The sequence below is a fragment of the Nostoc sp. genome (assembly GCF_036917355.1).
Classification (GTDB): domain Bacteria; phylum Cyanobacteriota; class Cyanobacteriia; order Cyanobacteriales; family Nostocaceae; genus Nostoc.
Window position 1 is genome coordinate 179,119 of sequence record NZ_JBALDP010000030.1, and the last position, 25,137, is coordinate 204,255.

25 protein-coding genes are annotated in these 25,137 nt (G+C 41.0%); 14 read left to right on the forward strand and 11 right to left on the reverse strand.

Annotated elements, in window-relative coordinates; translation table 11 throughout:
- Nucleotides 1–238 precede the first annotated feature (238 nt).
- On the forward strand, nucleotides 239–1,558 hold the full coding sequence (locus tag V7K53_RS09125) for a hypothetical protein (protein WP_335197210.1): 1,320 nt from the start codon (nucleotides 239–241) through the stop codon (nucleotides 1,556–1,558).
- A 368-nt stretch (nucleotides 1,559–1,926) separates the two neighbouring features.
- Nucleotides 1,927–2,454: a GNAT family N-acetyltransferase gene (locus V7K53_RS09130; RefSeq protein WP_335197211.1), complete on the forward strand. Its 528-nt coding sequence runs from the start codon at nucleotides 1,927–1,929 to the stop codon at nucleotides 2,452–2,454.
- Between the two features lie 145 nt (nucleotides 2,455–2,599).
- On the opposite strand, the gene V7K53_RS09135 is transcribed toward V7K53_RS09130, so the two are convergent.
- Nucleotides 2,600–2,821: a hypothetical protein gene (locus tag V7K53_RS09135; protein WP_335197212.1), complete on the reverse strand. Its 222-nt coding sequence runs from the start codon at nucleotides 2,819–2,821 to the stop codon at nucleotides 2,600–2,602.
- Nucleotides 2,822–3,125: 304 nt separating this feature from the next.
- Here V7K53_RS09135 and gloA2 point away from each other — a divergent pair, with 304 nt between their 5' ends.
- The gene (gene gloA2 / locus V7K53_RS09140; RefSeq protein WP_335197213.1) at nucleotides 3,126–3,512 is read left to right on the forward strand and encodes an SMU1112c/YaeR family gloxylase I-like metalloprotein; all 387 of its coding nucleotides are present in this window, start codon (nucleotides 3,126–3,128) and stop codon (nucleotides 3,510–3,512) included.
- A 171-nt stretch (nucleotides 3,513–3,683) separates the two neighbouring features.
- Here the strand turns inward: gloA2 and V7K53_RS09145 are convergent, their stop codons facing one another.
- Nucleotides 3,684–4,181: a hypothetical protein gene (locus V7K53_RS09145; RefSeq protein ID WP_335197214.1), complete on the reverse strand. Its 498-nt coding sequence runs from the start codon at nucleotides 4,179–4,181 to the stop codon at nucleotides 3,684–3,686.
- A 354-nt stretch (nucleotides 4,182–4,535) separates the two neighbouring features.
- On the opposite strand from V7K53_RS09145, the gene bioU reads away from it, so the two are divergent.
- Both bioU and V7K53_RS09155 read left to right on the forward strand, forming a co-directional pair.
- The gene (bioU, locus tag V7K53_RS09150; protein ID WP_335197215.1) at nucleotides 4,536–5,555 is read left to right on the forward strand and encodes a (S)-8-amino-7-oxononanoate synthase BioU; all 1,020 of its coding nucleotides are present in this window, start codon (nucleotides 4,536–4,538) and stop codon (nucleotides 5,553–5,555) included.
- Nucleotides 5,556–5,789: 234 nt separating this feature from the next.
- Nucleotides 5,790–6,719, forward strand: a complete 930-nt coding sequence (locus V7K53_RS09155; protein ID WP_335197246.1) for an alpha/beta fold hydrolase — start codon at nucleotides 5,790–5,792, stop codon at nucleotides 6,717–6,719.
- Between the two features lie 40 nt (nucleotides 6,720–6,759).
- On the opposite strand, the gene V7K53_RS09160 is transcribed toward V7K53_RS09155, so the two are convergent.
- Nucleotides 6,760–7,125 carry a phospholipid-binding protein gene (locus V7K53_RS09160; protein WP_335197216.1) on the reverse strand — a complete coding sequence of 122 codons (366 nt, stop codon included), beginning with the start codon at nucleotides 7,123–7,125 and terminating at the stop codon, nucleotides 6,760–6,762.
- A 268-nt stretch (nucleotides 7,126–7,393) separates the two neighbouring features.
- Between V7K53_RS09160 and ilvN the strand changes: the two genes are divergently transcribed.
- From ilvN to V7K53_RS09175, 3 genes are all read left to right on the forward strand, one after another.
- Nucleotides 7,394–7,912, forward strand: a complete 519-nt coding sequence (gene ilvN / locus V7K53_RS09165) for an acetolactate synthase small subunit (protein ID WP_099101540.1) — start codon at nucleotides 7,394–7,396, stop codon at nucleotides 7,910–7,912.
- A gap of 383 nt (nucleotides 7,913–8,295) precedes the next feature.
- The gene (locus V7K53_RS09170; protein WP_334895304.1) at nucleotides 8,296–8,601 is read left to right on the forward strand and encodes a type II toxin-antitoxin system Phd/YefM family antitoxin; all 306 of its coding nucleotides are present in this window, start codon (nucleotides 8,296–8,298) and stop codon (nucleotides 8,599–8,601) included.
- Nucleotides 8,573–8,890 carry a Txe/YoeB family addiction module toxin gene (locus tag V7K53_RS09175; RefSeq protein ID WP_335197217.1) on the forward strand — a complete coding sequence of 106 codons (318 nt, stop codon included), beginning with the start codon at nucleotides 8,573–8,575 and terminating at the stop codon, nucleotides 8,888–8,890. Before V7K53_RS09170 ends, V7K53_RS09175 begins: the two co-directional genes overlap by 29 nt.
- 5 nt (nucleotides 8,891–8,895) lie before the next feature.
- Here V7K53_RS09175 and V7K53_RS09180 read toward each other — a convergent pair whose 3' ends face one another.
- The 6 genes from V7K53_RS09180 to V7K53_RS09200 all read right to left on the reverse strand — a co-directional run bounded on the left by V7K53_RS09180 (nucleotide 8,896) and on the right by V7K53_RS09200 (nucleotide 19,397).
- Nucleotides 8,896–10,023: a YbjN domain-containing protein gene (locus V7K53_RS09180; protein WP_335197218.1), complete on the reverse strand. Its 1,128-nt coding sequence runs from the start codon at nucleotides 10,021–10,023 to the stop codon at nucleotides 8,896–8,898.
- Between the two features lie 208 nt (nucleotides 10,024–10,231).
- The gene (locus V7K53_RS09185) at nucleotides 10,232–10,639 is read right to left on the reverse strand and encodes a YbjN domain-containing protein (RefSeq protein ID WP_335197219.1); all 408 of its coding nucleotides are present in this window, start codon (nucleotides 10,637–10,639) and stop codon (nucleotides 10,232–10,234) included.
- Between the two features lie 24 nt (nucleotides 10,640–10,663).
- Nucleotides 10,664–11,110, reverse strand: a complete 447-nt coding sequence (locus V7K53_RS09190) for a hypothetical protein (RefSeq protein WP_335197220.1) — start codon at nucleotides 11,108–11,110, stop codon at nucleotides 10,664–10,666.
- A gap of 15 nt (nucleotides 11,111–11,125) precedes the next feature.
- Entirely contained in the window at nucleotides 11,126–16,897 is a 5,772-nt protein-coding gene (locus tag V7K53_RS09195; protein WP_335197221.1) for an eCIS core domain-containing protein, read from the reverse strand.
- 353 nt (nucleotides 16,898–17,250) lie between these two features.
- The gene (locus tag V7K53_RS34020; protein WP_442940475.1) at nucleotides 17,251–17,400 is read right to left on the reverse strand and encodes a DVUA0089 family protein; all 150 of its coding nucleotides are present in this window, start codon (nucleotides 17,398–17,400) and stop codon (nucleotides 17,251–17,253) included.
- Nucleotides 17,401–17,579: 179 nt separating this feature from the next.
- Nucleotides 17,580–19,397 (reverse strand): calcium-binding protein, encoded by a 1,818-nt coding sequence (locus tag V7K53_RS09200; protein ID WP_335197222.1) that lies wholly within the window; start codon nucleotides 19,395–19,397, stop codon nucleotides 17,580–17,582.
- An 853-nt stretch (nucleotides 19,398–20,250) separates the two neighbouring features.
- On the opposite strand from V7K53_RS09200, the gene V7K53_RS09205 reads away from it, so the two are divergent.
- The gene (locus V7K53_RS09205) at nucleotides 20,251–20,667 is read left to right on the forward strand and encodes a ribosomal maturation YjgA family protein (RefSeq protein ID WP_335197223.1); all 417 of its coding nucleotides are present in this window, start codon (nucleotides 20,251–20,253) and stop codon (nucleotides 20,665–20,667) included.
- On the forward strand, nucleotides 20,645–20,872 hold the full coding sequence (locus V7K53_RS09210) for a DUF167 domain-containing protein (protein WP_335197224.1): 228 nt from the start codon (nucleotides 20,645–20,647) through the stop codon (nucleotides 20,870–20,872). Before V7K53_RS09205 ends, V7K53_RS09210 begins: the two co-directional genes overlap by 23 nt.
- A 122-nt stretch (nucleotides 20,873–20,994) precedes the next feature.
- Here the strand turns inward: V7K53_RS09210 and V7K53_RS09215 are convergent, their stop codons facing one another.
- Entirely contained in the window at nucleotides 20,995–21,606 is a 612-nt protein-coding gene (locus V7K53_RS09215) for a glutathione S-transferase family protein (RefSeq protein ID WP_335197225.1), read from the reverse strand.
- A 198-nt stretch (nucleotides 21,607–21,804) separates the two neighbouring features.
- On the opposite strand from V7K53_RS09215, the gene V7K53_RS09220 reads away from it, so the two are divergent.
- The 4 genes from V7K53_RS09220 to V7K53_RS09235 all read left to right on the forward strand — a co-directional run bounded on the left by V7K53_RS09220 (nucleotide 21,805) and on the right by V7K53_RS09235 (nucleotide 24,175).
- Nucleotides 21,805–22,506 (forward strand): SOS response-associated peptidase, encoded by a 702-nt coding sequence (locus V7K53_RS09220; protein WP_335197226.1) that lies wholly within the window; start codon nucleotides 21,805–21,807, stop codon nucleotides 22,504–22,506.
- A 121-nt stretch (nucleotides 22,507–22,627) separates the two neighbouring features.
- A complete protein-coding gene (locus V7K53_RS09225; RefSeq protein WP_335197227.1) occupies nucleotides 22,628–23,149 on the forward strand; it encodes a photosystem I assembly protein Ycf3 in 522 nt (173 codons plus the stop codon).
- Nucleotides 23,150–23,277: 128 nt separating this feature from the next.
- Nucleotides 23,278–23,568 carry an Asp-tRNA(Asn)/Glu-tRNA(Gln) amidotransferase subunit GatC gene (gene gatC / locus V7K53_RS09230; protein ID WP_289797570.1) on the forward strand — a complete coding sequence of 97 codons (291 nt, stop codon included), beginning with the start codon at nucleotides 23,278–23,280 and terminating at the stop codon, nucleotides 23,566–23,568.
- A 346-nt stretch (nucleotides 23,569–23,914) separates the two neighbouring features.
- A complete protein-coding gene (locus V7K53_RS09235) occupies nucleotides 23,915–24,175 on the forward strand; it encodes a MoaD/ThiS family protein (RefSeq protein ID WP_099103963.1) in 261 nt (86 codons plus the stop codon).
- 68 nt (nucleotides 24,176–24,243) lie between these two features.
- On the opposite strand, the gene V7K53_RS09240 is transcribed toward V7K53_RS09235, so the two are convergent.
- Nucleotides 24,244–25,101 (reverse strand): lysophospholipid acyltransferase family protein, encoded by an 858-nt coding sequence (locus tag V7K53_RS09240; protein ID WP_335197228.1) that lies wholly within the window; start codon nucleotides 25,099–25,101, stop codon nucleotides 24,244–24,246.
- Between the last annotated feature and the right edge of the window lie 36 nt (nucleotides 25,102–25,137).

Here is a 25,137-nt window from a genome sequence, read left to right on the forward strand (position 1 = left end):
TACCTTTGAAAACTATTCAAGAAATCTCTTTAACAGCGACCTGGGGATGTTGCAGCGTTATCTGGAGGTAACGCCAGAGCAGAAGCGGAAAGCTGTTTCGGTAGTTGGATTCTAGATGCCTAACCACAAGTAATCGCTAAATTCCTTGGACTGCTAAAGCAGAGGGGTAGGATAAGCACTAAACTCTACTTAAGGACATAATTAAGCATGTCAATGCGTCCCCAAAAGGGTTAATAATATGGCAAATAATTGGACGAGGAATTCAGCAGTTACATTACTGCTCCCATTTGAGTCTGGTAAGGTTTATCTGATTGAAGCAGACTCTAATAGACAAAAAAGTCTTTACGATAGTTGGAGTGGATTTTTTGCATCAGAGCAGGGTAAGATTCGAGATTTTTCTTACAAAACAGAATTTACTGGTTCACCACCTGATTTCCATTTTCCCTGTCCGCTTGGACTAATGGTTGAGTTCAAGTGGAGTCTTGAAAATAGTCATAAAATTCTTGCTTTAATACAAGAAAGTCCCAGTAAAAAATTGATTAATGAAGAACAAGAAGTTGAATGTAAAGTATGTTTTTTTACAAGCGGTGTAGCCTGTTTTGTACTGCGTACACTTCAGATATTACCTGTCAATGATTTGAATGATTTGAATGATTTGAATGATTTTGATGAGTGGAGAGATAGAGTACGAATGTCAAAAACTATTAGAGAAAAAGTAGAGTATGCTCGAAGACATTACCTAAAACTAATGGATATATGGGCACCTAATCAGTACTCTCTACAACTCTTCAAAATTCTTCCAGAAAGAACTTGTTTAGAAGAACCAGATATTCCCTATGGCGATTGGATATTTTACAGCAACAACAATGAACTCTACGATGATTTCATTACATTCAAAAATGTAAAAGTTCGAGTGAACGAGGAGGCAACTTATGTTTCAGGTGATTGGGCAAGGTTTAGAGATGACGTAGAAACAACTGTCATACTGTCGATAGCAGCTTGGCATGTACTCTATGTGATAGATTCATTCATCTGCAAGTTCATGCAAAACGCTCTTTTTTATCGGGAATATGGTAGATTTGAGCAAACCGATATTGATTCTCTTCGAGATTATTACATGGAAGTAGCAAAGGCTTCAAGACCGTTCCGCTACACTTTTAAAGGGCAATACTTAGCTATTATGGAAAACTTACATAAAGTATGGGGCACCGATCAATTATGGCGCGATTTTAGCGACAGGATTAGAGAGTTTGCATCTCATTCTGCCGATCAAGAACGAACTTCGATCCAAACACTAGGGATTACTTTAAGTTGTCTTACCTTTATTACTGCCACCAATGCTGTCGCTAATTTGGCAAACATATATAACTCGAAGTCACATAATTTTAATACTTTTTCTCTGGTCCATTATTTTATCTTAGTTTTGATATTTATTTTAATTGGCTGGCTTGTGATTTCAACTTTGCTGCTGAAGAAAAATCCGTTCTTAGTGCTAAAAAAAATTATTTATAAGTTAAGACGGTCAGTTCGCTCATTTAAAAACTCTGTGAGGAATTAAACTGCTACACAGCTTAACCAGCCTAAGTTCCGTGATATTTTTATGGGTAATTGACCGTTAGGAGCTTTTAGAAAGAAACTATAGCGGTTTTCGTTTGAGTGAAATACAGCATGTGGGAAGATAATGAAAGTCAATAGCAAAATGCATCTGGGATGAAAGCATACTCCACTGACCTTTGCCAAAAAGCGATTGATGCGTATAAAAATCAAGAAGGTTTTCAACGAAACCTGGCAAAAAGGTAAGCGTGTGAGTTTAACGTTTATCAAGAAAGGCAGCTATGCAGAAGACAGGAGGTAGAAGGAAACTGCCCTCTGCATAGCTGCCTTCTTCAACCAAAAGCTACTGAAGCATCACAGAGGATATCAACTATGCCTTGCCTTACTTCAACTTCCACTCTTAAAGTTTGCGTTGGCATTCTTCTTCCTAGTAGCTATCCGAATGAAATTGTTACAGGTGATGGGCATTACTTTCATCGTCATCAAGTGATTGACGAGATTGTCAAACTCCATTTGTACCTTGGACACAAGCTAGGTGAAAATCTAAATCCAATGGCAGTTCGTGAGGGTGTAGAAACGATGATCGAGAATTCCTCACTGGGTCAGTATGTCTTAGCTTGGACAGAAAACGATCGGGTTATAGGACAACTTGAGATCAAAAAAACCTTTGAGGCTTGGTATAATTCTGCTTATTGGTACCTTGACAACTACGTCGTCTTTCCAGAGTTCCAGAAGAAAGGTGTTGGTACAATTTTATTGGATTACGTGAAGAAACTTGCTGATGTGGAAGGCATAAGCTGTCTTCGTCTCTATGTTGCAAACCACAACATTGATGCAGAGGCATTCTATACTCACCGAGGATTCTATGCTAAAGGACACATGATGGAGTATCAATTCTGACAAATTAACCAATAAACCAGCGCTTGCACCAGTAAAGATAACTGTTGATGCGTCAATCGGTACTGTTTCTTTTTGTTCGGGATAAATTTCACCACTGATATATAATTTATACCAAATTTTATCTCTAATTCCAGTGATTGCTAATTTATGCGATCGTCTCCGGTGGACGGAACGCCATCGCTAATGCAATTACGGTATGGTTATCAAAACTGAACCAAAAGCTTCTCGGTTGGGTGCTAAGCTGATTTTTTACCATATGGAAGGGAAGGTCAACTGAAGAACCACGTAAATTTGGCAGAAGTTGTATCACACAACGAGATAATAAGGGTTGTAGGGTTATTTTGGCGCACAGATGATATATAAGCATTTGCAATCACATTGCCAACAGTGCGCTTTGGCAAGGAAAAATCAAGGTTTGGAAGCTTTACGCGTTCTTCGTGACGCCTGTTTTTGGGAACATAGCACGGTTTTTCTGCGGTCAAGCACCCGTTAGTGCCATAAGCAAACCATAATTTTACGTTAAAATTACCGCATAATTTGTGTGAAACGGCTCATTGCGGAAGGTTTGCATTTTCAAGATTAGCACTTTGCTAAAGCCCTTATCTTGCAAAGACTAGTAAAACTCTGCTAAAAGTGCTACAGGTAAATGATTAGTAGCTGGAAAAGTACACATGAAAACCACTGGCATTCATCATGTAGCCATTATTTGTTCTGACTACGATCGCTCCAAAAAATTTTATGTAGAAGTTTTAGGCTTTCCGATTATTCAAGAGACTTTTCGCGCCGCCAGAAATTCTTATAAATTAGATTTAAAAGTTACAGAAAATACTCAAGTCGAACTATTCTCTTTTCCCAATCCTCCACAACGGCCTAGTAAACCAGAGTCTTGTGGTTTAAGACATCTTGCTTTTCAAGTTGATGATGTAGAGGAAACTGTTTATTATTTAAAATCAAAAGGGTTAGAGGTAGAAAATATCAGAGTTGATGAAATTACAGGAAAAAAATATACTTTCTTTAAAGACCCAGACAATTTACCATTAGAAATTTATGAGCGTTAAAATTACTGCTTACAGATGAACTTATTATCACTATAGATAATGAAGCGATGTCTACAACGACCTACGCCTACGCCTACGCACCAGTCTAATTACGGCTTATTGCTGGCAAAATTTCTATATTCATAAACAGTGAATCTCCTGAAAACAAGTTATTTTGATTCTAAGTCGACTTTACCGCATAAAATTTATCTGATTGTTTGGGGGACAGTAAATACTTCTACCAAAAGAATCGCCAGTTTCAGCATCCCTTACTTCCACAAGTTTAGCGTTATCAGTACAGACACTTCTACCTCTAGACATTCTCAACTCACCTTGGACAAAACCAGTCACTATCCACACCATTCGGTTATTAGAAATCGATGATTTGTACTCTCCTGTTTTGGCTGCAAATTCTTCGTATGTTGTAAGTTTTGCTTCTGTAATTCGCATCTTACTAGACTTTTTAATAACACTTTCAATCGTCATCAAACGGCTTGCTGGTAAGCTATTATTTGCAGGATATATTCGTACTCTTGAGTTGAATGGTATTGGTTGATTGACTGGCTTTTTTGTCTGTACTGGTTTAGCTGTGACTGTCTGCACTAGCAATAAATTAGTGGTGTTCGCAAATAGAAAAGCAGATAATAAAGTTATTGTAAAAATATTAACTTTAGTGCAAATGCGCTTCATAATACTCAGAATTTTAACAACTTCATACCACTTTAAGCGATCGCCTCCGTGAGTATTTGCATCATCACCCCATAAACTCTATTGTGTCAAAGCGTCAAGTTTAGCCAGTATTCTTAAGCCTTCCTCTCAGTTGCCAGTTGCGGCCATTGGTTTAAATCTGGTATATTCCCAGTCAAAAAACTCAAAAGCGATCGCTAGTAGATAAATATCTGCAATATCCAGCCAAAGAACCCAGGATAATGAATCATAATTAATCTCTATAGCTTTGAGTTATCAGCCATCAGCCACCAGTTACCAGCCGGAAGCTGAGATGCCGAATAATCAAGGCTTTTGATTCAACTTAACGAATTGACTATGAATTCTGAACAAATCAAAAATTCTCTAAATATTTCGCCAGCGATACGTGTGGGAGTACTGGGTTTTGGCGGACTCGGACAAGCAGCCGCTAAGGTAGTTGCTGGCAAACGAGAAATGATTTTAGTCGCAGCAGCAGATCAAAAAGGTTACGTTTATGCTGCTGAAGGTTTAAATACTGAAAAATCCATTGCAACCTATCAAGCCCAAGGTTCGGTGGGTTATTTAGAGCCAATTGGTACATTAACAAATCAAAGTATTCAAGATTTAATCGAAATAGCTGAAGTAGATGGGTATTTTTTGGCTTTACCCAACCTACCAAATGACTTTATTCCCAATGTCGCCAAGGAATTTATCAAATCTGGTTGGCGTGGGGTATTAGTAGATGCAATTAAACGCACCACTGCTGTAGAACAACTCCTAGCGATGAAAGAGGAACTGCAAGCCGCCGGGATTACCTACATGACAGGATGTGGTGCTACCCCTGGACTATTAACAGCAGCAGCAGCTTTAGCCGCCCAAAGTTACGCCGAAATTCATCAAGTTGAAATTACCTTTGGGGTGGGAATTGCTAACTGGGAAGCTTACCGCGCCACTGTTCGGGAAGACATTGGCCACATGCCTGGTTACACAGTAGAAGCTGCTAGGGCGATGACTGACGCGGAAGTAGAAGCACTACTAGATAAAACTAACGGCGTGCTGACTTTGAAAAATATGGAACACGCTGATGATGTGATGTTAGAAGTAGCCGGGATAGTAGGGCGCGATCGCGTTACAGTTGGTGGTGTAGTCGATACCCGCAATCCCAAAAAGCCTCTCAGCACTAATGTGAAGGTAACAGGACGTACCTTTGAAGGGAAGATTTCTACCCATACATTTACTCTCGGAGATGAAACCAGCATGGCAGCAAATGTCTGCGGCCCTGCTTTTGGCTATCTCAAAGCTGGTAGACAATTGCACCAACGCGGCATCTATGGAATATTCACCGCTGCTGAAATTATGCCCCAATTTGTTAGATAAATAGGGAATGGGGAATGGGGAAGAAGCAGGCGAGCAGGGGAGCAGGGGAGCAGCGGAGCAGGGGAGAAGTTGCAGTAAGTTTTTCCCCTCTGCCCCTCGGTCACTGAGCGACTTGCCCTGAGCGTAGTCGAAGGGAGCCGAAGTGCTGCCCCTCCGCACCTCTGCCTCTTTTCAATCCCCAATGCCCAATTCTTATAATGGTATTTCAACGCTGATAAATCGGAGGTAAGTGCGATCGCTACGGTACACTGGCAGGAACGAGTTGGTAATCAAAGAGATTGGATTTGGCGTGGCTGGCAAACTCGCTACACTTACATTCGCCCTAGCCAAAATCACCACAATACAACACCCCTAATTCTGTTACATGGCTTTGGCGCTTCCATTGGTCATTGGCGACATAATTTAGAAGTATTGGGTGAGTATCATACAGTTTACGCTATAGATATGTTGGGTTTTGGTGCTTCTGAAAAAGCCGCAGCTAATTACAGCATCGAACTCTGGGTTGAACAGGTTTACGATTTCTGGAAAACATTTATCCGTCAACCAGCAATATTAATAGGCAATTCCAACGGTTCACTAATATCTATGGCCGCCGCCGCCGCTCATCCCGATATGCTGCTGGGTATGGTGATGATGAGTTTACCCGACCCGTCATTAGAACAAGAAGCAATTCCTCCTGTGCTGCGCCCACTCGTCACAGCAATTAAAAATGTTGTTGCTTCACCGTTGATACTTAAACCTGTATTTAACTTCGTGCGCCGTCCTGCGGTGCTGCGTCGCTGGGCTAGTCTCGCCTATGCTAACCCAGAGGCGATTACCGATGAACTTATCGAAATTTTAGCAGGGCCTCCCCAAGACCGGGGTTCTGCGAGAGCATTTAGTGCTTTGTTCAAAGCTGCGATCGGAATTAATTTTAGTCCTAGTGTCAAGACAGTATTACCAACCTTAACAATTCCCATGCTTTTAATTTGGGGACAAAAAGACCGATTTGTTCCGCCAGCACTAGCTAGCCAATTTGCCCAATATAACGAGAAGTTGGAACTGCTGAATCTGGAGGATGTAGGGCATTGTCCCCATGATGAATGTCCAGAACAAGTTAACCAAGCGATTTTAGATTGGATTGAGAGATGGATTGGCGATCGCCAACCATTGGCTGTTCCCTAAATATTATTATGCAATGAGGGTGCGATCGCATTAGCAGTAACTAGCCAATCGTCGCTTGGTTAGTGTCAACATCTGTAGTCCCATTCACAGAACGCGCCACAGAAACCATTTTGTTGAGAATTTCTTGACTAGGAACTTTACCTTTCAACACCACAGTGCTACCTGTCTGAGCAACCCAAAGGGTATTAACATCGTCGAGTTGGGCGTCTTCATCAAATGCCAACGCTACCCGCTTTGCCAAACCACTTTGGTCATATTCTCCGTTTAATCCCAGACGTTCTGGGGGTATCGATTGCGTAGCAGTAGCAAAATTAGCACTAGGAGCTTGCTCTATAGCCTGTGGAGCCGGATTTACTTCGGCATTTTGAGGTTTTTCCATGCCAAACAATCTTTGTAACCAACCCATAAAACTTTTCTCCTATTAGCGGCCTATCAAATTTGAGTATAAAAGTTTTACAAAAATGCCGCATCTGCCAATAAAAAGATATTCATTCAATGAAATTACTGCTTGCGGTATGATTTCTAGACAATTTCTCGATTGAGAATGCAACGAGTGCAACGGTTAAGTTTACAATAGGAGGTCGCACTGAAAATTTAGTGCGGTAGTAGGTCTAGCGTTGCCCTTTGCTAGTGTCTGCGTTACTCAATTCCTGCTCTAGCCTCTGTTGGCGAAGATGAAACATACCCTTTCAGTTCTCGTAGAAGATGAGGCGGGTGTTCTTTCCCGCATTTCTGGTTTATTTGCGCGTCGCGGCTTTAATATTGAAAGCCTTGCTGTTGGCCCTGCTGAACAAGGAGGAGTCTCTCGAATTACAATGGTTGTCCCTGGTGACGATCGCGTGATCGAGCAGCTCACCAAGCAACTGTACAAGTTAGTCAATGTCCTAAAAGTTCAGGACATTACCGAAACACCTTGTGTCGAGCGGGAATTGATGCTTTTGAAGGTGAATGCTAGTACCAGCAATCGCTCAGAAGTGATCGAATTGTCTCAGATTTTCCGGGCGCGAGTTGTGGATGTGGCAGAAGATTCTCTCACCTTAGAAGTTGTGGGAGATCCAGGTAAAATGGTAGCGATCGTGCAAGTATTACAAAAATTTGGTTTGAAAGAAATCGCCCGCACTGGCAAAATTGCCCTGACTCGTGAATCAGGCGTGAATACCGAGTTACTCAAATCTTTGGAAGCAAAGGTTTAGTTGCGAATTTAAATCAAGATTCAGAAATACTCAACCGCAGCAGAAGTCATAGTGGCAATTGTTACTATGACTTCCGCTTAGGGACTAGCAAAAAAACAAATATCCAACTAACCTTCAATTTTGGCGTTTCCGCTTCTCCTGTCGGAGAAGCTACGCGAACGCGTTGCCGTAGGCCTCGTTATAGTAGAACCTTAATCTGGCTTACTCTATAAAAATGTACTAAAAATTTCCAATGCTGAATGATTAGCATACCTTTCAACTTGGGCGGAGGCGGGTAGCGGCTTGTTGTTAGACATCGCTTGTTTGTCAAGATTTAGGTAACAGTAATGGAAGAACGAACCGCATAGTTTATAATTTATGTACAACTTTATGTACATTAACTAATGTTGTTTTACAAAATCACATCCCCAACCGATGCGAGAAATGACTTTTTTAAGTTATTAGAGCTGGTGGTAGAAAATCATCAGGTGTACATGATCAACCGTCGTGATGGTGAAAATGTAGCCTTAATTGCTGAATCAGATTTAGTGAGTTTACTTGAGACGGTTTATCTTTTGCGATCGCCTGCTAATGCGCGTCGTTTATTGGATGCAATAGAAGAATCAAAAACAGGAAAAATCCAATCTCAAACGCTAGCAGAACTTCAGCAGGAGTTGGGGATTGAGCAAGAAGAAGAAAAAGAAAGCTGAACCCATTGAAATTAAACCAGTTATTGTTAATCGCAGTCCTGGTTTTAGTTCTCAATTTAAAGAAGATTTAGTTTGGTGGTTTAAGCAGGATTTTCAGAAAGCATCGAAAATATTAGATTTGGTTACGGCTGTAATGCAAGACCCATTTGAGGGTATTGGTAAACCAGAACCATTAAAATATATGGATGCAGATATTTGGTCGCGGCGAATTGATTTAGAACATCGGCTTGTATATCGGGTGGGAAACACTCAGATTGATTTTCTCGCTTGTCGGTATCACTATGAATAATTAGCTTACCTTTCAACTTGAGCGATCGCTTCTTCTGGCGATACATTACCATAGATGACAGACATAATCCCTGGCAGGTATTCATCCATCATCGTGACATTGGCGTAAACCACCCGCTGAATGAGGGCAAAACTGAGTCTGTCACCTTCGACATCAATGCTGGTTTTGTAACTAATCTCGCCGTCGGTAAAATCTAGTTCAAAGTTGCCGATAATCATGCCAGAATTAGCTCTAGTTATAAACTCTGCTACAGCCAGCCGCTTATTTTCTGGTGCATTGACTGGACAAATTGAGTAAAAAACGAATTGATTTTGTTCATTTCTGGCTCTAGCATAACAATTCCATGTTCCATTTTCGCCTTGGAACGGTATTTGTAAAGCTGGCTGTACTGGAAGTTGTACAAACGGCCAATTATCAGCTTGAAAGAAATTAATTATTGCTTCAAAAATATTACTACTTGTAGGAGATGGTGGAATATTTGCCTCTATTTTTTGTGTAATATCATCTGGGTTAATATTAGCTAATTCTGTTAAAATTTTATCGATTCCCTCCAGCATTTTGGCAGATGCTTTCTGAGTTTTGACAGATAAATTCGCCTCAGTCCAATCTTTAAAAAAGTTGACAATACCTTCAGCAATTCCTTCACCGAAAGCGCTTGTTTGAGCCAGATTTTCTGGACTAATATAAGACCAAAGAGTACGATAGCCGATTTCGCCTGATTCTTGTTGCTGTTTAACAGATAAACCCAACCAACTTTCAGTGAAGAGGATTTGGTTATCGGGTTGTTCTTGGCTTAAATTCAGGAAATATTTTGCAGCTTCGTCAATTTTGATGGCGTGTTCTGCTAAGAGTGGTAATAAATCGGGTTTTAGGCTGACTTCGATTGTAATGTCTGGTTTGCTGAGGAATTTGCCAGATGATAGAGGATTACGTGCATCTGGTTTGAGATTGAATAAGGCGGCGGTATCGATGCGTTGGTAGAGTTGTGGGTTGACTTGGAAGGTGAGGCGACACTCGATGAGTTCGTTGTCTTGTGTGGTGAGGGAGAGGGCGATCGCGCGAACACTTAAAGGGGATTGGGAGGAGTCGTGTAGGGTTAGTTCACTGTCTAATTGATGATTTTCAGTTACCATATCCTACAAATTTATGCTTGCATTAGTACGCTTTCATAGAATTGCAATTTAACCTGAACCGAGGCTTTTGGACTAAGCTTTTGGACTAATAATATAAGACCAAAAGGCGCGATCGCCCCATACCTTATCCCATTGCCAAGTTAGTATGAGGCGATCGCACTTTATATTCAGCTATATTGAGATTTCCAGCTTCAGCGTTATGTTAGATTCAATTATCTCCAACTTTTTCTAGAATAGATGGGTAATCCATATCAGCAGCATAAGCCGCAGCATCAAGACAATTAACGATCATAGGCATTTGTAAGTCTGTATTAAAGTAGAAAATACCAGTACGAAAAGCAATTTCCCCAGTAGTATAATTCAACTCAAAACTGCCAAAAAATGTTTTCAGGTTTAATTGATTGAGAAATTGTGCTACTTTATTATTTTGAGATTGCATAACCTTTATAGGTAGGTATGCAATGGCTAATATAATAGATTTCTCTAAATTCGTGATATTGAGATGAACTATTAACTCAGCATTTTGACCATGATAACGAGTGTGATATAAACCATTGTTAGCCTTCTCTAAATTCCAACCTTCTTTTTTCAAAGCCTGTAAAATTTTTTCGTCCATAAGCCTTTATCCTTCCTGAAGGATTTAGTTTAGGTTGGCTTTTTGAAATGCATCCTCTATCGCCATTTCATCTTCTAAAATCGATGGGATTGATAACCAGAAATCTTGAACTCCTTGATAAACTTCTTGTGCAATATTGTGTACTAGTTGAGGATTTAACTGGATATTTTCAAAAAACATACCTATTTTAAAGTATACTTGCTTACTATTTATATCTAATTCCAAATTACCAACAGGAATTCTATAATTTGCATAATTGATAAACTCAAGAATTACTGATTCTTTCTCTTCCGGTACATATACTGGAATATTGCCTTTAGCGGACAACATTTTATGCTCTTCTTGACAATAAAAAGAGATAAAAAATGCTCTGTGACCTTCCTCCACAGGAATTAATAACCAATAATCATCGGTCAGTGTTGACCGCCAACCTGCTTCCAGCAAAGCAGTCATTATAAAATGTATTGTCATATATTTTATTCATAATCAACTGTTGTTAGGCAATTCCAGGTATTTAATGATAGCGTCACTAAATTTGACAACAATACTTTCATCTTTTTCAGCTTTATGATCTTCAAAAATCTTGCGTAAATCTTGGTATAATTTTGGATTTTTCTCTTTCACTGCTGATAAATCTCTACTAGTAACAATTTCTCTCTTACCTTCATGATTTAGCCTAGAGTCAAGTTCCTCAGTTTTAATATCACTAGGATTAGGATCGCTCTCGGCTTGAGACATTGAAAAATGTTGGAAGACAGTTTCATTTTCATCTTTAAAGCCTTCACTTCTCTCGTCAAGTAATAGCATATTGGTAATATGTGCCACAGAATGCCGTGATGGTTCTGCAACAACTGATGCTACAAATACTGTTTCCTGATTTGATGCACCTGTGATACTATTGGGAAAATTCTTATAGAACTCTTTAGCTTGTTTAACTGATACAGCATTACTTCCATAGTCATACTTACTTGTCAGTTCTCGGGGAACTCCAACTTTTGCCTTGATGCTCAAGTTGAAACCTGTAATCTTCTTATTTTGGATTTGTTCTTTACAGATATTCAGCATGATGTTGGGGTCTCCCGCACTCTCTATGGCAGTGTAATCTTGTTGAATACGCTGAATTAATTGTTCCTTATTTTGGATTTTTTCGGCTTTATGCTTGTCAGCAATTTTGTCATTTTCTTGAATTGCGCTGATTGCTCTCTCGGCTTTTGATTTTTCTTCTTGTAAGTCTTTAAGTCTCTTTTGTAATAACGATCTTGTTTGTTTGTAGGTGTCACCGCTAGCAGATTTCAAATAGTAGTCGTATACTTTATCTGCTTTATCTGTAGGTACTATGTAGTAATTATTCACCTGGCAGACAAAGAAATCTCCCCCACCAACTTTAAAAGTATTATTCGGATAAAATTCTGCTTGACTGGCTACAGAATAAACTATCTGCGCTTTAGCCAATTCTTGATGAATTTTATTACCTTCTCGCTTTATTGTCGTTTCTCTATCAGCTCTGGAACGTTCTAGTAATTCACGATCTCTCCGTGGTGTCTCAGCCGTTGGATTTTCCATAGCAGCACCACGAGGATCTTTTACACCCGATAATTTTCCTGTTTTCTCGTTTTGGTTAGATATTGAACGTTCAAGTAATTCACGATCTCTCCGTGGTGTCTCAGTTGTGGGATTTTCTGTAGTAGAAGCACCGCGAGGATCTATTAATTCCGATGATTGTCGCGCTTTACCGCTGCGGATATCGACTTTAGAATAACCTTTATAATGGGTGTTGGAAACTTGCTTCAAAGACTCATACAGCAGTTTATCAAATCTGCCTTCATCTTCTTTATTGCTCTTATGTTCAACCTGGTCTGATTTGCCGTCAGGATTAATTTTTCCTTCAAAGTGAATCATATCTCCATCTTTTGTCTGTTTATCAACAACCAGCTTGAGATATTGCATCCGGTAGTTCTTCTTGATGGTTTTGATGCGGTTATTCACTTCCTTTAAGGACAATTCATCATTATCGCCAATCCTTTCTGCTTCCTTCAGTGCAGCTTTTAAATCGGCTGATTTCTGTTCTTGCGTCCTCTGGTCTTTTCCACTTAAAGCAGCTTCCTTTTTCTCTTCAAACCAATTTTGTGCAGTTTCCTTCTTATCCTCAACCCACCGCTTACCTGCTTTATATTTCTCCTTCGCCGAATCTTTCAGTTCTCCAGCCTTCTTACCAAACTTGCTATTCTTAACCTTGTTACCAACTTTCTTAAACGCCTTTGCACCTTTATCAATTACCCAATCAACTGCTTTTTCCATCGGTTTCCGCAGTTTTTGGAATATTGCCTGAATCTTGCCGGCAATTCCATCTAAGCCCAAAAGACTTGCTAGGAAGCTGATGACGACTGGTAAAGATTTAGCAAGGGCATTTTCAACACCCTTGATTGCTTGATCGATCGCACCACTAGCGATCGCACCAATGGCATCCAGTATCGCATTAATTAAATCGGCAATCTGCTGGGCGCGTTCAATAAAGAATTTGACAATCTCATAAATCGCCTTAGCAGCTTTGATGAATGCTGAAGCTGGCGTCAACAGGCTGAGAATCCACTCAATCCCGGCTGTAATCACTTTTTCAATAATAAAATTCTTGATGGGTTCGATTACCAAAGCGTTGAGGTCGCCCATCTTCTCTTGGACAAACTGCCACATCCCAGCCACTCCTTCACTGGCTAAGACTTGAAATACATCAACAGTTTGTTCCAATCGGCTGACCTTTTCTTCACCCAATCGTTTCACAGCTTGGGCGCGAATTGCTTCATAAGTGAAGCCTAAAAGCTGCATTGCTAGGCTAAAGATCCCTTTGAGGTCGAAGTTTTCTGGCATTTCAATACCAGTTTCTGCCATTGTGCCAGTCAGCCAGCCGATTAATCCTTGCTGGAGGTGCTTCCCGATATTATTCATGAAGTTGAGGAAGCCTTGTTTCACCGCCTGGATCAAATTAGTCAAGAAACCAATCGGGTCTTTGAGGATTTGCCCAACGACGCCAGCAACTCGCGCTAGCACTTGCAAAAGCATTTTGGTCAGTTCAATTATCGTCTTAATGACTCCCACGATGAAGTCGAAAGCTTTTTGAATAAAACCTTTATTTGCTGCCTTCATCTCTTCAATGCGGGCATCAACAGCTTCCAAATTCTCCTGATATTTCTGGGCTAGGGTGTCAATTAGCTCGTCTTGCTTATCGTCAACACTTTGTTGCAATTCTTCAAATTTGCTGTCAATGTCTGCGGCTGCTTGTTGACCGACTCCTTTCAACTCTTGCGGCAGTTGGTTAACATAATTCTGAATCTCCTGCTTACCACTGGCAATTTCTGCTTTAGCTTGGGTCAGTCCTTTACTGATAATGGCGACAACTTTGTTAATGACACTATCCATCTGATTAATGTAAAGCTGCCGTCCCTCTTGATAGAAAGCGTTCACCTCTGAGGGCATACCAAACAATTTGTCTCCCAGCCATTTTGCTGGCCCCCAAAAGCCACTGTAGCGATCGCTTTTATAGTCGTCCATCCGCTTGCCAACGTAATCCTCGAAGGCTTTTTTGGCGTCAGCAGCACCAGCATCAAAGGCTTGTATAACTTGCCCATCTAGTTCGCTGAGGGTTTTCTCAACTTTGCCTTTGGTCTTGTCATAAATCTTATTAATATCACCAGCAACTTTTGCCCGTGCTTGCTCATCCTTGCCCTTGGCTCCCACTTGCTGTTCTGTTACCTGACCCAGGTTTTGGGTACGGATACCGTGCATTGCTTGCAAATGCTGCTGGGCTGTAGCTTCTGCCGTAGCTTGAGCGGTTGCTAATATGCCTTGCTCTTTTTGGCGATATTGTGGCGGTGCTTCTTGTGCATTGGTTTGAGCATCTTTCTTGGCTGCGAGTGCCCCTTGAAACTCCGGTTCATTGGAGTTTGCCAATTGCTCCTCGGTAATATCCGCCTCTTTCATCTGCTGGTCAAGTTTTTTACTGTCATCTTGCAGTGGTGCCTCAACTTCAGCTTGTCCTTTAGATTTGGGTGCAGCTTTATCTGCATCAACGCCTGTTGGCGCTGTCCCTGGCTCATTCTTGGGCAGCGGTGTTACTTGTTTAGCCTCAATCCCACTGGCATCGGGTTTTTCTTTGGTTTTCTCTTCTAACTGACCCTGAGAGCTTTTCTGTTCTTCTTTAACCTGGCCACTCAAATCGCCTTTCACAGAATCCAGTTTGTTGTTATTTTTAAAGTTGTCCGCCTCTTCCAAGTTCTTGGGAGCCATATCAGCAATGCGCTCCATCAATTTGGCTTTGAAGGCGGCAGCGTCAAATCCTGGTGTTGGGGCTTGTTGCATCTCCCCAACTTGATTGGCTTGCGCTTTGCTGTCTACTTCATTACCTGGGGGTTGGGCTGCCGCTTGGGCTTCTTGGGCTTTGTTATTAGCCGGTGGGTGTTTTTTCTCAAGTCCTGCAACCTCTTTTGTTGTGCCGACTACCGCTTGAAATGCTGGGTCATCTTCAGGGGAAGTTGGAGCTTTTTCACCATCAGCTGCTGCATCAGGTAATTTTACTGTTGTACTGGCTACATTTGCTCCTGGTAATCCGGCGATCGCTTTCCCTGCGTTTCCTCCAGATAAATCTGCGGCTCCTTTACCTACATCTGCTCCTTTGCTTTGAGCTTGCTGTTGAGAATCGACCTTTTCTGTATTAACTTTGGTATCTTTTGACTCAGGCTCTTTTGGTTGATTCCCCCCAACCTCAACCTGTTTCTGAGTTACTACTGCACCAACCTTTTTTGTCGAAGGTGGATCTGTTGCCGCGTTCCCACCCTCATCTGGGGGTGTGGGGATAGCTTGGTGTTTTTCTGTCGTAGCCTGATTTTGTTGTTCGCCGTTTTCCGTATCAGTTTTGGATTCTAAATTTTTTTGGTTATCTTCGTCAGTTGGTTTTTGGAAATTCTCCCGCAGTTGGATAACTAGCCCATGCCCCGCAGAAGTTGTCGGCACTTTTGTCTGAAGTTTATTTTCTTTTGGTGCTACATGAAGAGATTTCGGCTGCACTGCACTGCCATTCTGCTGGACAACGTGCGTCAACTCATGAGCCAGTAATTCTTTGCCTGCATTACTTCCAGGAGAGTATTCGCCTTGACGGAAGAACACATCTTGTCCTGTGGTGAAAGCACGAGCTTGTATAGATTCATTTAACTTATTAGATTGAGCATCAGTATGAACCCGGACACCACCAAAATCAGCCCCAAATGCTTGCTCCATTGGCTGCTTGATCTCATCTGCCAGCGGCTGCCCATTGCCACGTGCTTGTTGGATAGAAGTTTCTAGCTCAGATGTTGCGCCTGTCCTTCCTTCACCCTGACACTGCACCAAAGGCGTAATGGAACCCGCTAGGGATTTCATTTGTAATTGGTCTTCTTCCTCTGATAATGCCTCCCGACCTACGCTCATCCTCTGCATCACCAGATTGGCGACGCTATCAGCCTCCTGCTCATAAATGTCTCCAGGCTGATTAACTGTCAATTTTGTTTGTGGACGCCGCAGTGATATTCGACTAATGTCATGTCCAAGCGGTTTGTTTGGGGATTTTACCTCAGCAACTGTCTGGGATGAAGTACTAAGCGACTTCATTTGCAATTCTTCTTCCTCTGGTAGTTTCTCCCGTTGCAGCGAGGAAGTTTCTCCCCAAGATTTCATTTGTACTTCTTCTTCCTCTAGCAGTTCCTCGCGCTGAATACTGACCTCTGGTTTCATTTGCAATTCATCTTCATCATCAGGTAATTCTTTTCGCTGAAGTTGCTCACTCCGTGGCTGATGAATTCTTTGCATCACCTGACGTGCTGTTTGGTCAGCTTCTTGCTCGTAACGATCTCCAGGCTCCCCAATCGTCAGTTTTGCCTGAATTAGTGTTGGTGTATCTGGTCTTCTGGCTGGAATATTGGCAAAGTTATGACCAAATCGAGTTGCTTTTTCCAGTCGAGAATTCAAAGATCGATCCATCTTGGCTTGCAATACAGTCAGCCGTTCTTGTCCCTCTGGCGTAATCGTCCGATGCTTGGCTTGTAATTCCAATCCAGTTACTTCCATCTTTTCTTCTGCAAAAGCTTCATTTTCTACGTCCGTTTGTGTCACGGGCGTAGAAAATGAAGCTTTTTGAGTTTGGCCACCAAATGGTCTATGGGCCAATTGAGGAGTTTGTTCTGGTGCTTGGGAATTAGAAAAGCTGGATGAGGGACTTTTGAGGGATTTCATCGGTTTTATTGAAACTATTGACGATTCAATTTGTCTAGGTGATTAGTTTTGATTCTCATTTACCCAAAATTGCAATTATCAAGATAATTTTAGAACGCTAATCAATTAGAAAGAATTAAGATGTGTTTCCCCCAAAGATAAGTACTAGCTTGTAAATAGTTTCATGTCGGATAAAGGAGAACACGCAGCCGTGTTCCCCTAGCCACGAGGAAAAGTATCCTTGAATCTGCCTTGTGATATTAGTACTTTCTTAAGTTGACAACGTTTTTATGCAAAACTGACTCCTAGTGTATAAGAAAAATCAGGATTAAAACTGCTACTAGAGAAAGTTCCCCTATCTTCAGGCAAGAAAGCTATTTACTCACTAAAATGTAGTACGTACCTGCACTCAGGGAACTGGTAATTAATGACGAATTGCTACCGCCGCTATCGTCGTTCGTTTGCAGTAAATTCTCAATCCCAGTATCGTCAAACAGTCCGAGAACTGTATCTCCCGATGTCACTGTCTTAATAGTGACAGTTCCTGGATTTGCTAAAGAAAATTTAAAAAAGTCGAAATCCAGCCCCTAGTTGAACTGTGGCAATCTGGGCTGAAAGATTAATTGTTTGAGCTGATGATAAGCAACCTAACCCTTCAGGACTGGCGAATGTATTGTTTGTACTTTATCCAGTATTTTTCCGCTCATAGAAAAGTGAAATTGTCACTATCAAGTGTGAGACCCACTACCCCTTGCACAATACCGATGATCTCACCTTGCTCTGCTCCCAGTTTGTCTAAGAATATTCGTGTGTTGTTTCCAACAACTTGCAAGCGGTAATCCTGTGAAAATCCGTTGAGTTCAATTCGGTCTTGGCTAGAGTTGAAGTCAGTAATAAAAGCCAAGTCGCCAAAACCAGGATTCGTAGTGTTGTTATCGTCGTAGAAAACATTTTCAGCGTCCCCCAGGATAAATCTATCTGCCCCAGCCCCGCCAGTCAAGTTATCAATTTCCCCTAATCCAGGTGGAAGCGGACTACCAGGAAAAGTACCGATGAGGATATCATTTCCAGATCCCCCGTTGAGGATATCATTGCCAGGCCCGCCTTGTAGGCTATCATTGCCGTCCTCACCATTGAGAAGATCGTCGCCATTACTACCGTCTAGCGTATCATCGCCTGCTCTTGCATTTAGAGTGTTATTAGAAGTATTACCAAAAAGAAAGTTGTTAAGACTGTTACCTATCCCGGTAAGGTTGCCACCTTCTCTCAGTCTCAGGTTCTCCAGATTGGCTCCTAATGTGTAGCTTACAGAAGACCGGACGGTATCTATGCCTGAATTCGCAGCCTCTGTAATGATATCAAGAGTAGTGTCAACAAAGTAACTATCGTCACCTGCACCACCTTTTAAAGTATCATTTCCTACACCCCCATTCAGTGTGTCATCGCCATTATTACCGGATAATTGATTATTTTGGTTATCGCCAACAATGTTGTCATTTTCATTTGTGCCGATGACATTATCAAAGTTGACTGCGGTAAATGACAATGTTCCCAAACCAGGAACGTTATTAGCAGTCAAACTTCGGCTTTGCAGGTTAACGGCGATAGATACCCCAGCTAAAGATTGGGATGCATCGATGGTGTTGTTGGCAACATTAGCATTAGCAATAACCTTTTCGACTTTAAAGAGTAGGTCTTTTCCCAATCCTCCAGCTTTTTGAATAGTTCCAACACCTGACAAGGTAATGGTTTGACCTAGTTGAGTGTAGTCTGCGGTATCAATGCCATCTCCACCATCAATGTTGTCATTACCCTGACTGCCTTTAAAGGTATCGCTGCCTGCACCACCTTTTAAAGTATCATTTCCTACACCCCCATTCAGTGTATCATTGCCATTATTACCGGATAATAGGTTATTTTGGTTATCGCCAACAATGATGTCATTTGCATTTGTGCCGATGACATTATCAAAGTTGACTGCGGTAAATGACAATGTTCCCAAACCAGGAACGTTATTGGCAGCTAAACTTTGGGTTTGCAGGTTAGCGGTGATAGATACCCCAGGCAAAGATTGGGATGCATCTATGGTATTGTTGGCAACCTTAGGATTAGCAATAACCTTTTCGACTTTAAAGAGTAGGTCTTTTCCCAATCCTCCAGCTTTTTGAATAGTTCCGACACCTGATAAGGTAATAGTTTGACCTAGTTGAGTGTAGTCTGCGGTATCAATGCCATCTCCACCATCAATGTTGTCGTTACCCTGACTGCTTTTAAAGGTGTCACTGCCTGCACCACCTTTTAAAGTGTCGTTTCCTGTGCCCCCATCAAGTGTATCATTGCCATCTCCACCACTGAGACTGTCGTTCGCCGTGCCACCTGCGAGAGAATCGTTACCAGCCAAGCCATTCAAGATATCGTTACCAGAGGCACTATTGGCGTTACCACCACTAGCCCAACCAACTATGGTGTCATTTCCTAAACTCCCATTTATCGTGTCAGGATTTGTAGTACCGAAAACCATATTATCTCTCCTAAATTTCTCACTAAATATCTAAGTTCAGCATCAATCCAAGAACTATTGATCGGTTCAATGTAGATTACTTGTAATTTGCATAATCTCATGTTAAAAAACATTAACTATACTATTTAGTTAGGAACTTCTCAAGAAAAAATATCCAACTACTTACTGTGGGCTGATACAAAAAGCCAGCCCTTTGTTGCAAGCGAAACGCTTACTCTACAAAATCAGATAATTTATTTTCTGAAAACCCATTAATTGATTACGCAAAATATTAAGTAATTAGGTCAAGTTTTTGGGTTTTCCGCCAACTTTTTGAACCTATGCTGTAATTTTTAATTATCATGAAGTATAAGGTTAAACTTAAACGAACTTTTTTATCAAATCTTAAAAATCCTTAATAAATCCAATTTATAATAAATTGATATATGTTTTAAAACCTGAAATTAAAATATTTTTTAAAATCTACTGATTTGTTTGGTCAATGTTGATGTTACCAGCTTTTTAGCTTGATGGTGTTTCTCATGAAGTTAGGTTTAAATATCATTTTTTTGTTAAAAAACTATTATGTTTAATTACAAAATAACATTTATCTATGCTGTGGAATAATAAATATGAATATTTAGTTATATATTGCTTCCTTATAGATCAATACATCCCAACTCTGTATTTGGAGCAATAGTTCATGTAGGATTGAAAGGGGAATGAAGCCAAACCAGAGTGCGTAAATTGGAGACTATTAAAAATTTGAATGGCGATTCAGACCCTAACCAAATTTTACTTATATTGTCTTCCCTAATACCCAACCGAGACTTATAGTCGTTCCGTTGCTAAAATCTTGCATAGTCTATAGAAAATGCTTCGATACCGTAACCAAACAATATTTATTCTTATTTCTGTACTCATCGTTGTACCGATGGGATTTTTGTTTAAGTATTATAATGGGCCTGCCCATCACTGGTTTAATGATTACGGAGCAGCTGTATTTTACGAAATATTTTGGTGTCTGTTCGTATTTTGGTTTTTCAGAAGTCGAGCAGCGGTAATCCAAATTCCTATATGGGTTTTTGTCATCACCTGTATACTAGAATTCTTGCAACTTTGGCATCCGCCACTATTAGAGCAAATTCGCGCAACCTTGATAGGTAAATTGTTACTTGGTACGACCTTTGTTTGGTGGGATTTTCCTCATTATGTATTGGGTTCTGTTTTAGGTTGGTTGTGGCTACGACAATTACACGGAATTGGTCATGCAAAAAACAGTCAAGGTTAAACCTAATTCAAAACAGCAAAGAATTCAAGAACAATCTGATGGCAGTCTGACTGTTTATTTAAAATCGCCCCCAGTTGATGGGAAGGCTAATGAAGAGTTAATTAAACTACTAGCAGATAAATTTGATGTACCTAAGTCTCATATCAGAATTAAGTCAGGTTTCTCCTCTCGGCAAAAGCTGATGGAAATTGATACGAATACCTAACTGCTGCTTAATAATATCTTTTGTGAAAACTTTGCTGCCTTCTGAACGTGAGCTACATTCCACCCAGTACATTCTCTACTAGAGACAAGAAACGAAAGGCAGAAACTTGCAAAATCTAATTTTTATGCCTGTGTAATACTGATATACCTTGGTTGAGTTTTGACTCTTTCTATCCAAGCTTGGATAGCAGGATATTGTGTTAAATCAAACCCACCTTCATCAGCTACATGAGTGTAAGCAAACAAAGCGATATCAGCAATCGTGTAACGCTCTCCTACAAAAAAATCTTGAGAAGTTAAGTGTTTATCCATCAAGCTAAGTGCTGCATAGCCTGGTTCGCGTTTTTGTTTGATAGCTTCACTATATTGTTCAGTTTTACCTAAAATAGAAATCCAAAATCTTGATGTAGCAATAAAAGGCTCATGGCTATATTGTTCAAAACATAACCATTGCAGCACCTGCGCTCGTAAAAAGCGGTCATAAGGTAAAAACTCTGTACCTTCACTTAGATAAACCAATATGGCATTTGATTCTGCCAAATATTTCCCTGGCTCGATTTCCAAAACAGGTATCTTACCGTTAGGATTTTTACTTAAAAATTCTGGTGTTCGAGTCTCGCCTTGCAAGATGTTAAGCTCTATCCTCTCAAAAGGCATACCTAGTTGTGTCAATAAAAGACGTATCTTATAACCATGGCCAGAAGGTAAAAAATCGTACAGATGCAGTAGTTCCATGTTAAAATACAGTTAGGAATGTGTTGAGAAGTGAAGGTTCAAAATAGAATATTTTACCAAAAGATTTTCCCAAAACCGGATATTTTTTTTGTATTTAGTATCTGAACGTACTACAGAAAATTATTCGAGAAAATAAAAAAAATATTATTTATTTCTAGATTGAGATGTTTAATTTAGTTAATGGTCGAAAAGAAAACTATGTGTGGAAGATTTACTCTAAACCATTCGGCAGCAGGATTGTCTGAAGTTTTCCATGTCGAGTCAGTTCCAGATTTGGCAGCGGAATATAACATTGCGCCTACGCAAATGGTGGCGACAGTGTTACAAAATCCCGAAAGCGAAAAGCGGGAATTTAAGCAGTTGCATTGGGGATTAATTCCGTCATGGGCGAAAGATGCAGGAATGGGAGCAAAGCTGATTAATGCTAGGGCAGAAACTGTTGCCGAAAAACCTGCTTTTCGTTCAGCTTTTAAGCACAGACGCTGTTTAGTGCTAGCTGATGGCTTTTATGAGTGGCAACGCCAACAAGGTAAGAAGCAGCCATTTTATTTTCGTCTTCAAGATGGGCAACCTTTCGGTTTTGCAGGTTTGTGGGAGAAATGGCGATCGCCTGCTAACGAAGAAATAATCTCTTGTACAATTTTGACAACGGCAGCTAACGAATTACTCCAACCTATCCACGAGCGGATGCCAGTGATTCTGGAACCACAAGATTACGATTTATGGCTAGATTCCCAAGTGCAAACAGCCGAAACCCTACAGCAGCTATTGCGTCCATATCCAGCGCCAGCAATGACTGCATATCCAGTTAGCACCTTGGTAAACAACTCTCGACATAATAGTTCAGAATGTATCGTACCCCTCAGCGAGAAGAATGCCCCCGCAAATCAGTTAAATTAACTATTGAGTGAACTAGGGGATTGGGGAGATGAGGGGACAAGGGAGACAAAAGGATAAAGAAAGTGTTTTCCCGCCCAATGCCCAATGCCCAATGCCCAATGCCCAATACCCAGAGAGAAATATGCCAAGAACACAAAAAAACGATAATTTTATTGACAAATCCTTTACTGTGATGGCAGATATCATTCTGAAGATCCTGCCAACCAACAAAAAAGCTAAAGAAGCGTTTGTTTATTATCGAGATGGTATGTCGGCCCAAGCGGAAGGGGAATATGCTGAGGCATTGGAATACTATGAAGAAGCTCTAACACTAGAGGAAGATACCAACGATCGCGGCTATATTTTCTACAATATGGGGCTAATCTATGCCAGCAATGGCGACCACGACAAAGCTTTAGAACTGTATCATAAGGCAATTGAGTTGAACCCACGTATGCCCCAAGCCTTGAACAACATCGCGGTGATTTATCACTATCAAGGCGAAAAAGAAAAAGAAGCTGGAGATAACGAGGCTGGCGAAGCACTTTTTGACCAAGCAGCAGATTATTGGATTCGAGCTATTCGCATGGCCCCTAATAACTATGTCGAAGCTCAAAACTGGCTGAAAACCACTGGGCGATCGCAAATTGACGTATTCTTTTAGTCATTAGTCATTAGTTCTTTGTCATTTGCTAAGGACTAAGGACTAATGACCAATGACCAATGACCAATACTTCTCTACGAGAGGCTACGCCAACGACTACGCTCAGTACAAGTGACAAATGACAATTTATGATTGACCAAGAACAAGTTCACAAAGTAGCTAATCTTGCTCGTTTAGAATTGACTCCAGAAGAAGAGAAACAATTTACTACCCAGTTGGGAAGTATTCTGGACTATATCGAACAATTGAATGAACTTGATGTCAGTAATGTGCTGCCAACAACACGCGCAATTGATGTCAGTAACATCACACGAGAGGATGAATTACAACCCTATCCCGACCGAGAAAGTATTCTCAACAGTGCGCCTGAACAGGAAGGCGAATTTTTTAAAGTACCAAAAATCCTCAATGCTGAATAGTCAAACAATTTAAGATTTTAGATTTGCAATTTTAGATTGACAATAGCGCAGCGTAAAGCTTTCTCTTTTCCCAAAAGGAGAAGCTACGCGTAGCTTCCTTCCACAAAGGTTACGAGAGGCTTGTCTACGACACTTGCAGAAGTACGCCAAGGCATGGCAACTTTTAGAGATGCTATTGCGTAGCTTGCTTCTCCGTAGGAGTACGCTTAGAGCAAGTCCTAACAGCGTATACTTAGATTTGTTTCACAAAGGGCGGGGAAGCAAAACATACATAAGTTATGTTGAACATTTGTTTACATTATTGGCAACTATTAAAACACTTGCTCGTACCGCCAAAGTATGTTTTATGTCTAAATCTGTAATCACCGTTACCGTCAAATTGTTCGCTGCTTATCAAGAAGCCTTTAGGGTTTCGGAACTAGTACTGGAATTTCCTAATAGTATGCCAGTCAAAGCAGTATGCGATCGCCTCATAGCGGAACACCCTGAACTCTCACAGTGGCGCGATATAACCCGTTTTGGCATTAATTTGATATTTGTCGAACCAGATACCCTACTACAAGATGGGGATGAGGTTGTGTTGATTCCACCAGTCAGTGGCGGCTAAGAAAACAGTTAGGAGTTAGGAGTTAGGAGTGATAAATTAAAGATTCAAAACTTCTAACTCATAACTATTTAAAGAGAATTGGTCTTAGCCGTTAGCTTTATTAAGTTATCTAACTCTTGCTGCATCTGACTAACAACTAATTCATAACATTCATAGACATAGTAGCGATCGCTAGCTGCTTCACGGCCGTAGCGTTCAAATACAATTGGCGGACAAACCCGCGTATACATGGGCACTGGCAATGGAATATTGGGTAATGGCCCAATTGCTAATCCCCAAGGCAGTCCAAGATAGATTGGAAAAACTTCTGGATCGATACCTAATAGCCAAGGCATCCCCCACTCGTGGAGTTGCTGCACAACTTTGTAGCAGTCAGCGATGACAATGAGTGTATCGTGAGCGCCCCAGGAAATCACAGGCACAATCGGCACATTTTCCCGTAACGCTAACTTGATAAATCCTTGTCGCCCCGCAAGGTAGATTTTGTTACGTAAATAATGCGGCCGGAAGACATCTTCGGCTCCACCGGGATAAACTAGCACACTCGCTCCAGAGCGCAAGGCAGTGTAAGCCATTTTCGGATGGGCGATGATTGCTCCAGCCTTAGCTACCAGTTGCGCTAGTGACGTGCTAACCTGCCAAGCCTTGGGATGCATCAAACCATAAATGGGTTTCTCTACACCAAATCTTCGGAACCAGTCGTACATCATCATTGCCATGTCGGGTGCCGCGAGTCCCCCATTGTGCGAACCAACAAATAAGACTTTTTGCTGGGGTGGAATATTCTCCCAGCCACTAGTTTGAACTCGGAAATAGTAGTGATACAAAAACCCAAATAGGGGCATCAGAGATTCTATGAACTTTGGATCTCGCTCATCCAAAGACCAACCGGGTTTTTTGTTTAAGAAATGTTGCTTTTTTGACATCGATGCATTCTAACAGCATTGGCAAAGTTCAAACAA

Bases quoted from the DNA above. Each gene is read 5' to 3' on its own strand.
- V7K53_RS09210 (WP_335197224.1), top strand. From the start codon at position 20,645: ATGCAAAAAACAGTCAAGGTTAAACCTAATTCAAAACAGCAAAGAATT.
- V7K53_RS09185 (WP_335197219.1), bottom strand. From the start codon at position 10,639: ATGGACGAAAAAATTTTACAGGCTTTGAAAAAAGAAGGTTGGAATTTA.
- gatC (WP_289797570.1), top strand. From the start codon at position 23,278: ATGATTGACCAAGAACAAGTTCACAAAGTAGCTAATCTTGCTCGTTTA.
- ilvN (WP_099101540.1), top strand. From the start codon at position 7,394: ATGAAACATACCCTTTCAGTTCTCGTAGAAGATGAGGCGGGTGTTCTT.
- V7K53_RS09200 (WP_335197222.1), bottom strand. From the start codon at position 19,397: ATGGTTTTCGGTACTACAAATCCTGACACGATAAATGGGAGTTTAGGA.
- V7K53_RS09170 (WP_334895304.1), top strand. From the start codon at position 8,296: ATGTTGTTTTACAAAATCACATCCCCAACCGATGCGAGAAATGACTTT.
- V7K53_RS09235 (WP_099103963.1), top strand. From the start codon at position 23,915: ATGTCTAAATCTGTAATCACCGTTACCGTCAAATTGTTCGCTGCTTAT.
- V7K53_RS09215 (WP_335197225.1), bottom strand. From the start codon at position 21,606: ATGGAACTACTGCATCTGTACGATTTTTTACCTTCTGGCCATGGTTAT.
- bioU (WP_335197215.1), top strand. From the start codon at position 4,536: ATGAATTCTGAACAAATCAAAAATTCTCTAAATATTTCGCCAGCGATA.
- V7K53_RS09160 (WP_335197216.1), bottom strand. From the start codon at position 7,125: ATGGGTTGGTTACAAAGATTGTTTGGCATGGAAAAACCTCAAAATGCC.
- V7K53_RS09225 (WP_335197227.1), top strand. From the start codon at position 22,628: ATGCCAAGAACACAAAAAAACGATAATTTTATTGACAAATCCTTTACT.
- V7K53_RS09125 (WP_335197210.1), top strand. From the start codon at position 239: ATGGCAAATAATTGGACGAGGAATTCAGCAGTTACATTACTGCTCCCA.
- V7K53_RS09220 (WP_335197226.1), top strand. From the start codon at position 21,805: ATGTGTGGAAGATTTACTCTAAACCATTCGGCAGCAGGATTGTCTGAA.
- V7K53_RS09195 (WP_335197221.1), bottom strand. From the start codon at position 16,897: ATGAAATCCCTCAAAAGTCCCTCATCCAGCTTTTCTAATTCCCAAGCA.
- V7K53_RS09205 (WP_335197223.1), top strand. From the start codon at position 20,251: ATGCTTCGATACCGTAACCAAACAATATTTATTCTTATTTCTGTACTC.
- V7K53_RS09135 (WP_335197212.1), bottom strand. From the start codon at position 2,821: ATGCTTATATATCATCTGTGCGCCAAAATAACCCTACAACCCTTATTA.
- gloA2 (WP_335197213.1), top strand. From the start codon at position 3,126: ATGAAAACCACTGGCATTCATCATGTAGCCATTATTTGTTCTGACTAC.
- V7K53_RS09145 (WP_335197214.1), bottom strand. From the start codon at position 4,181: ATGAAGCGCATTTGCACTAAAGTTAATATTTTTACAATAACTTTATTA.
- V7K53_RS09180 (WP_335197218.1), bottom strand. From the start codon at position 10,023: ATGGTAACTGAAAATCATCAATTAGACAGTGAACTAACCCTACACGAC.
- V7K53_RS09190 (WP_335197220.1), bottom strand. From the start codon at position 11,110: ATGACAATACATTTTATAATGACTGCTTTGCTGGAAGCAGGTTGGCGG.
- V7K53_RS09240 (WP_335197228.1), bottom strand. From the start codon at position 25,101: ATGTCAAAAAAGCAACATTTCTTAAACAAAAAACCCGGTTGGTCTTTG.
- V7K53_RS09130 (WP_335197211.1), top strand. From the start codon at position 1,927: ATGCCTTGCCTTACTTCAACTTCCACTCTTAAAGTTTGCGTTGGCATT.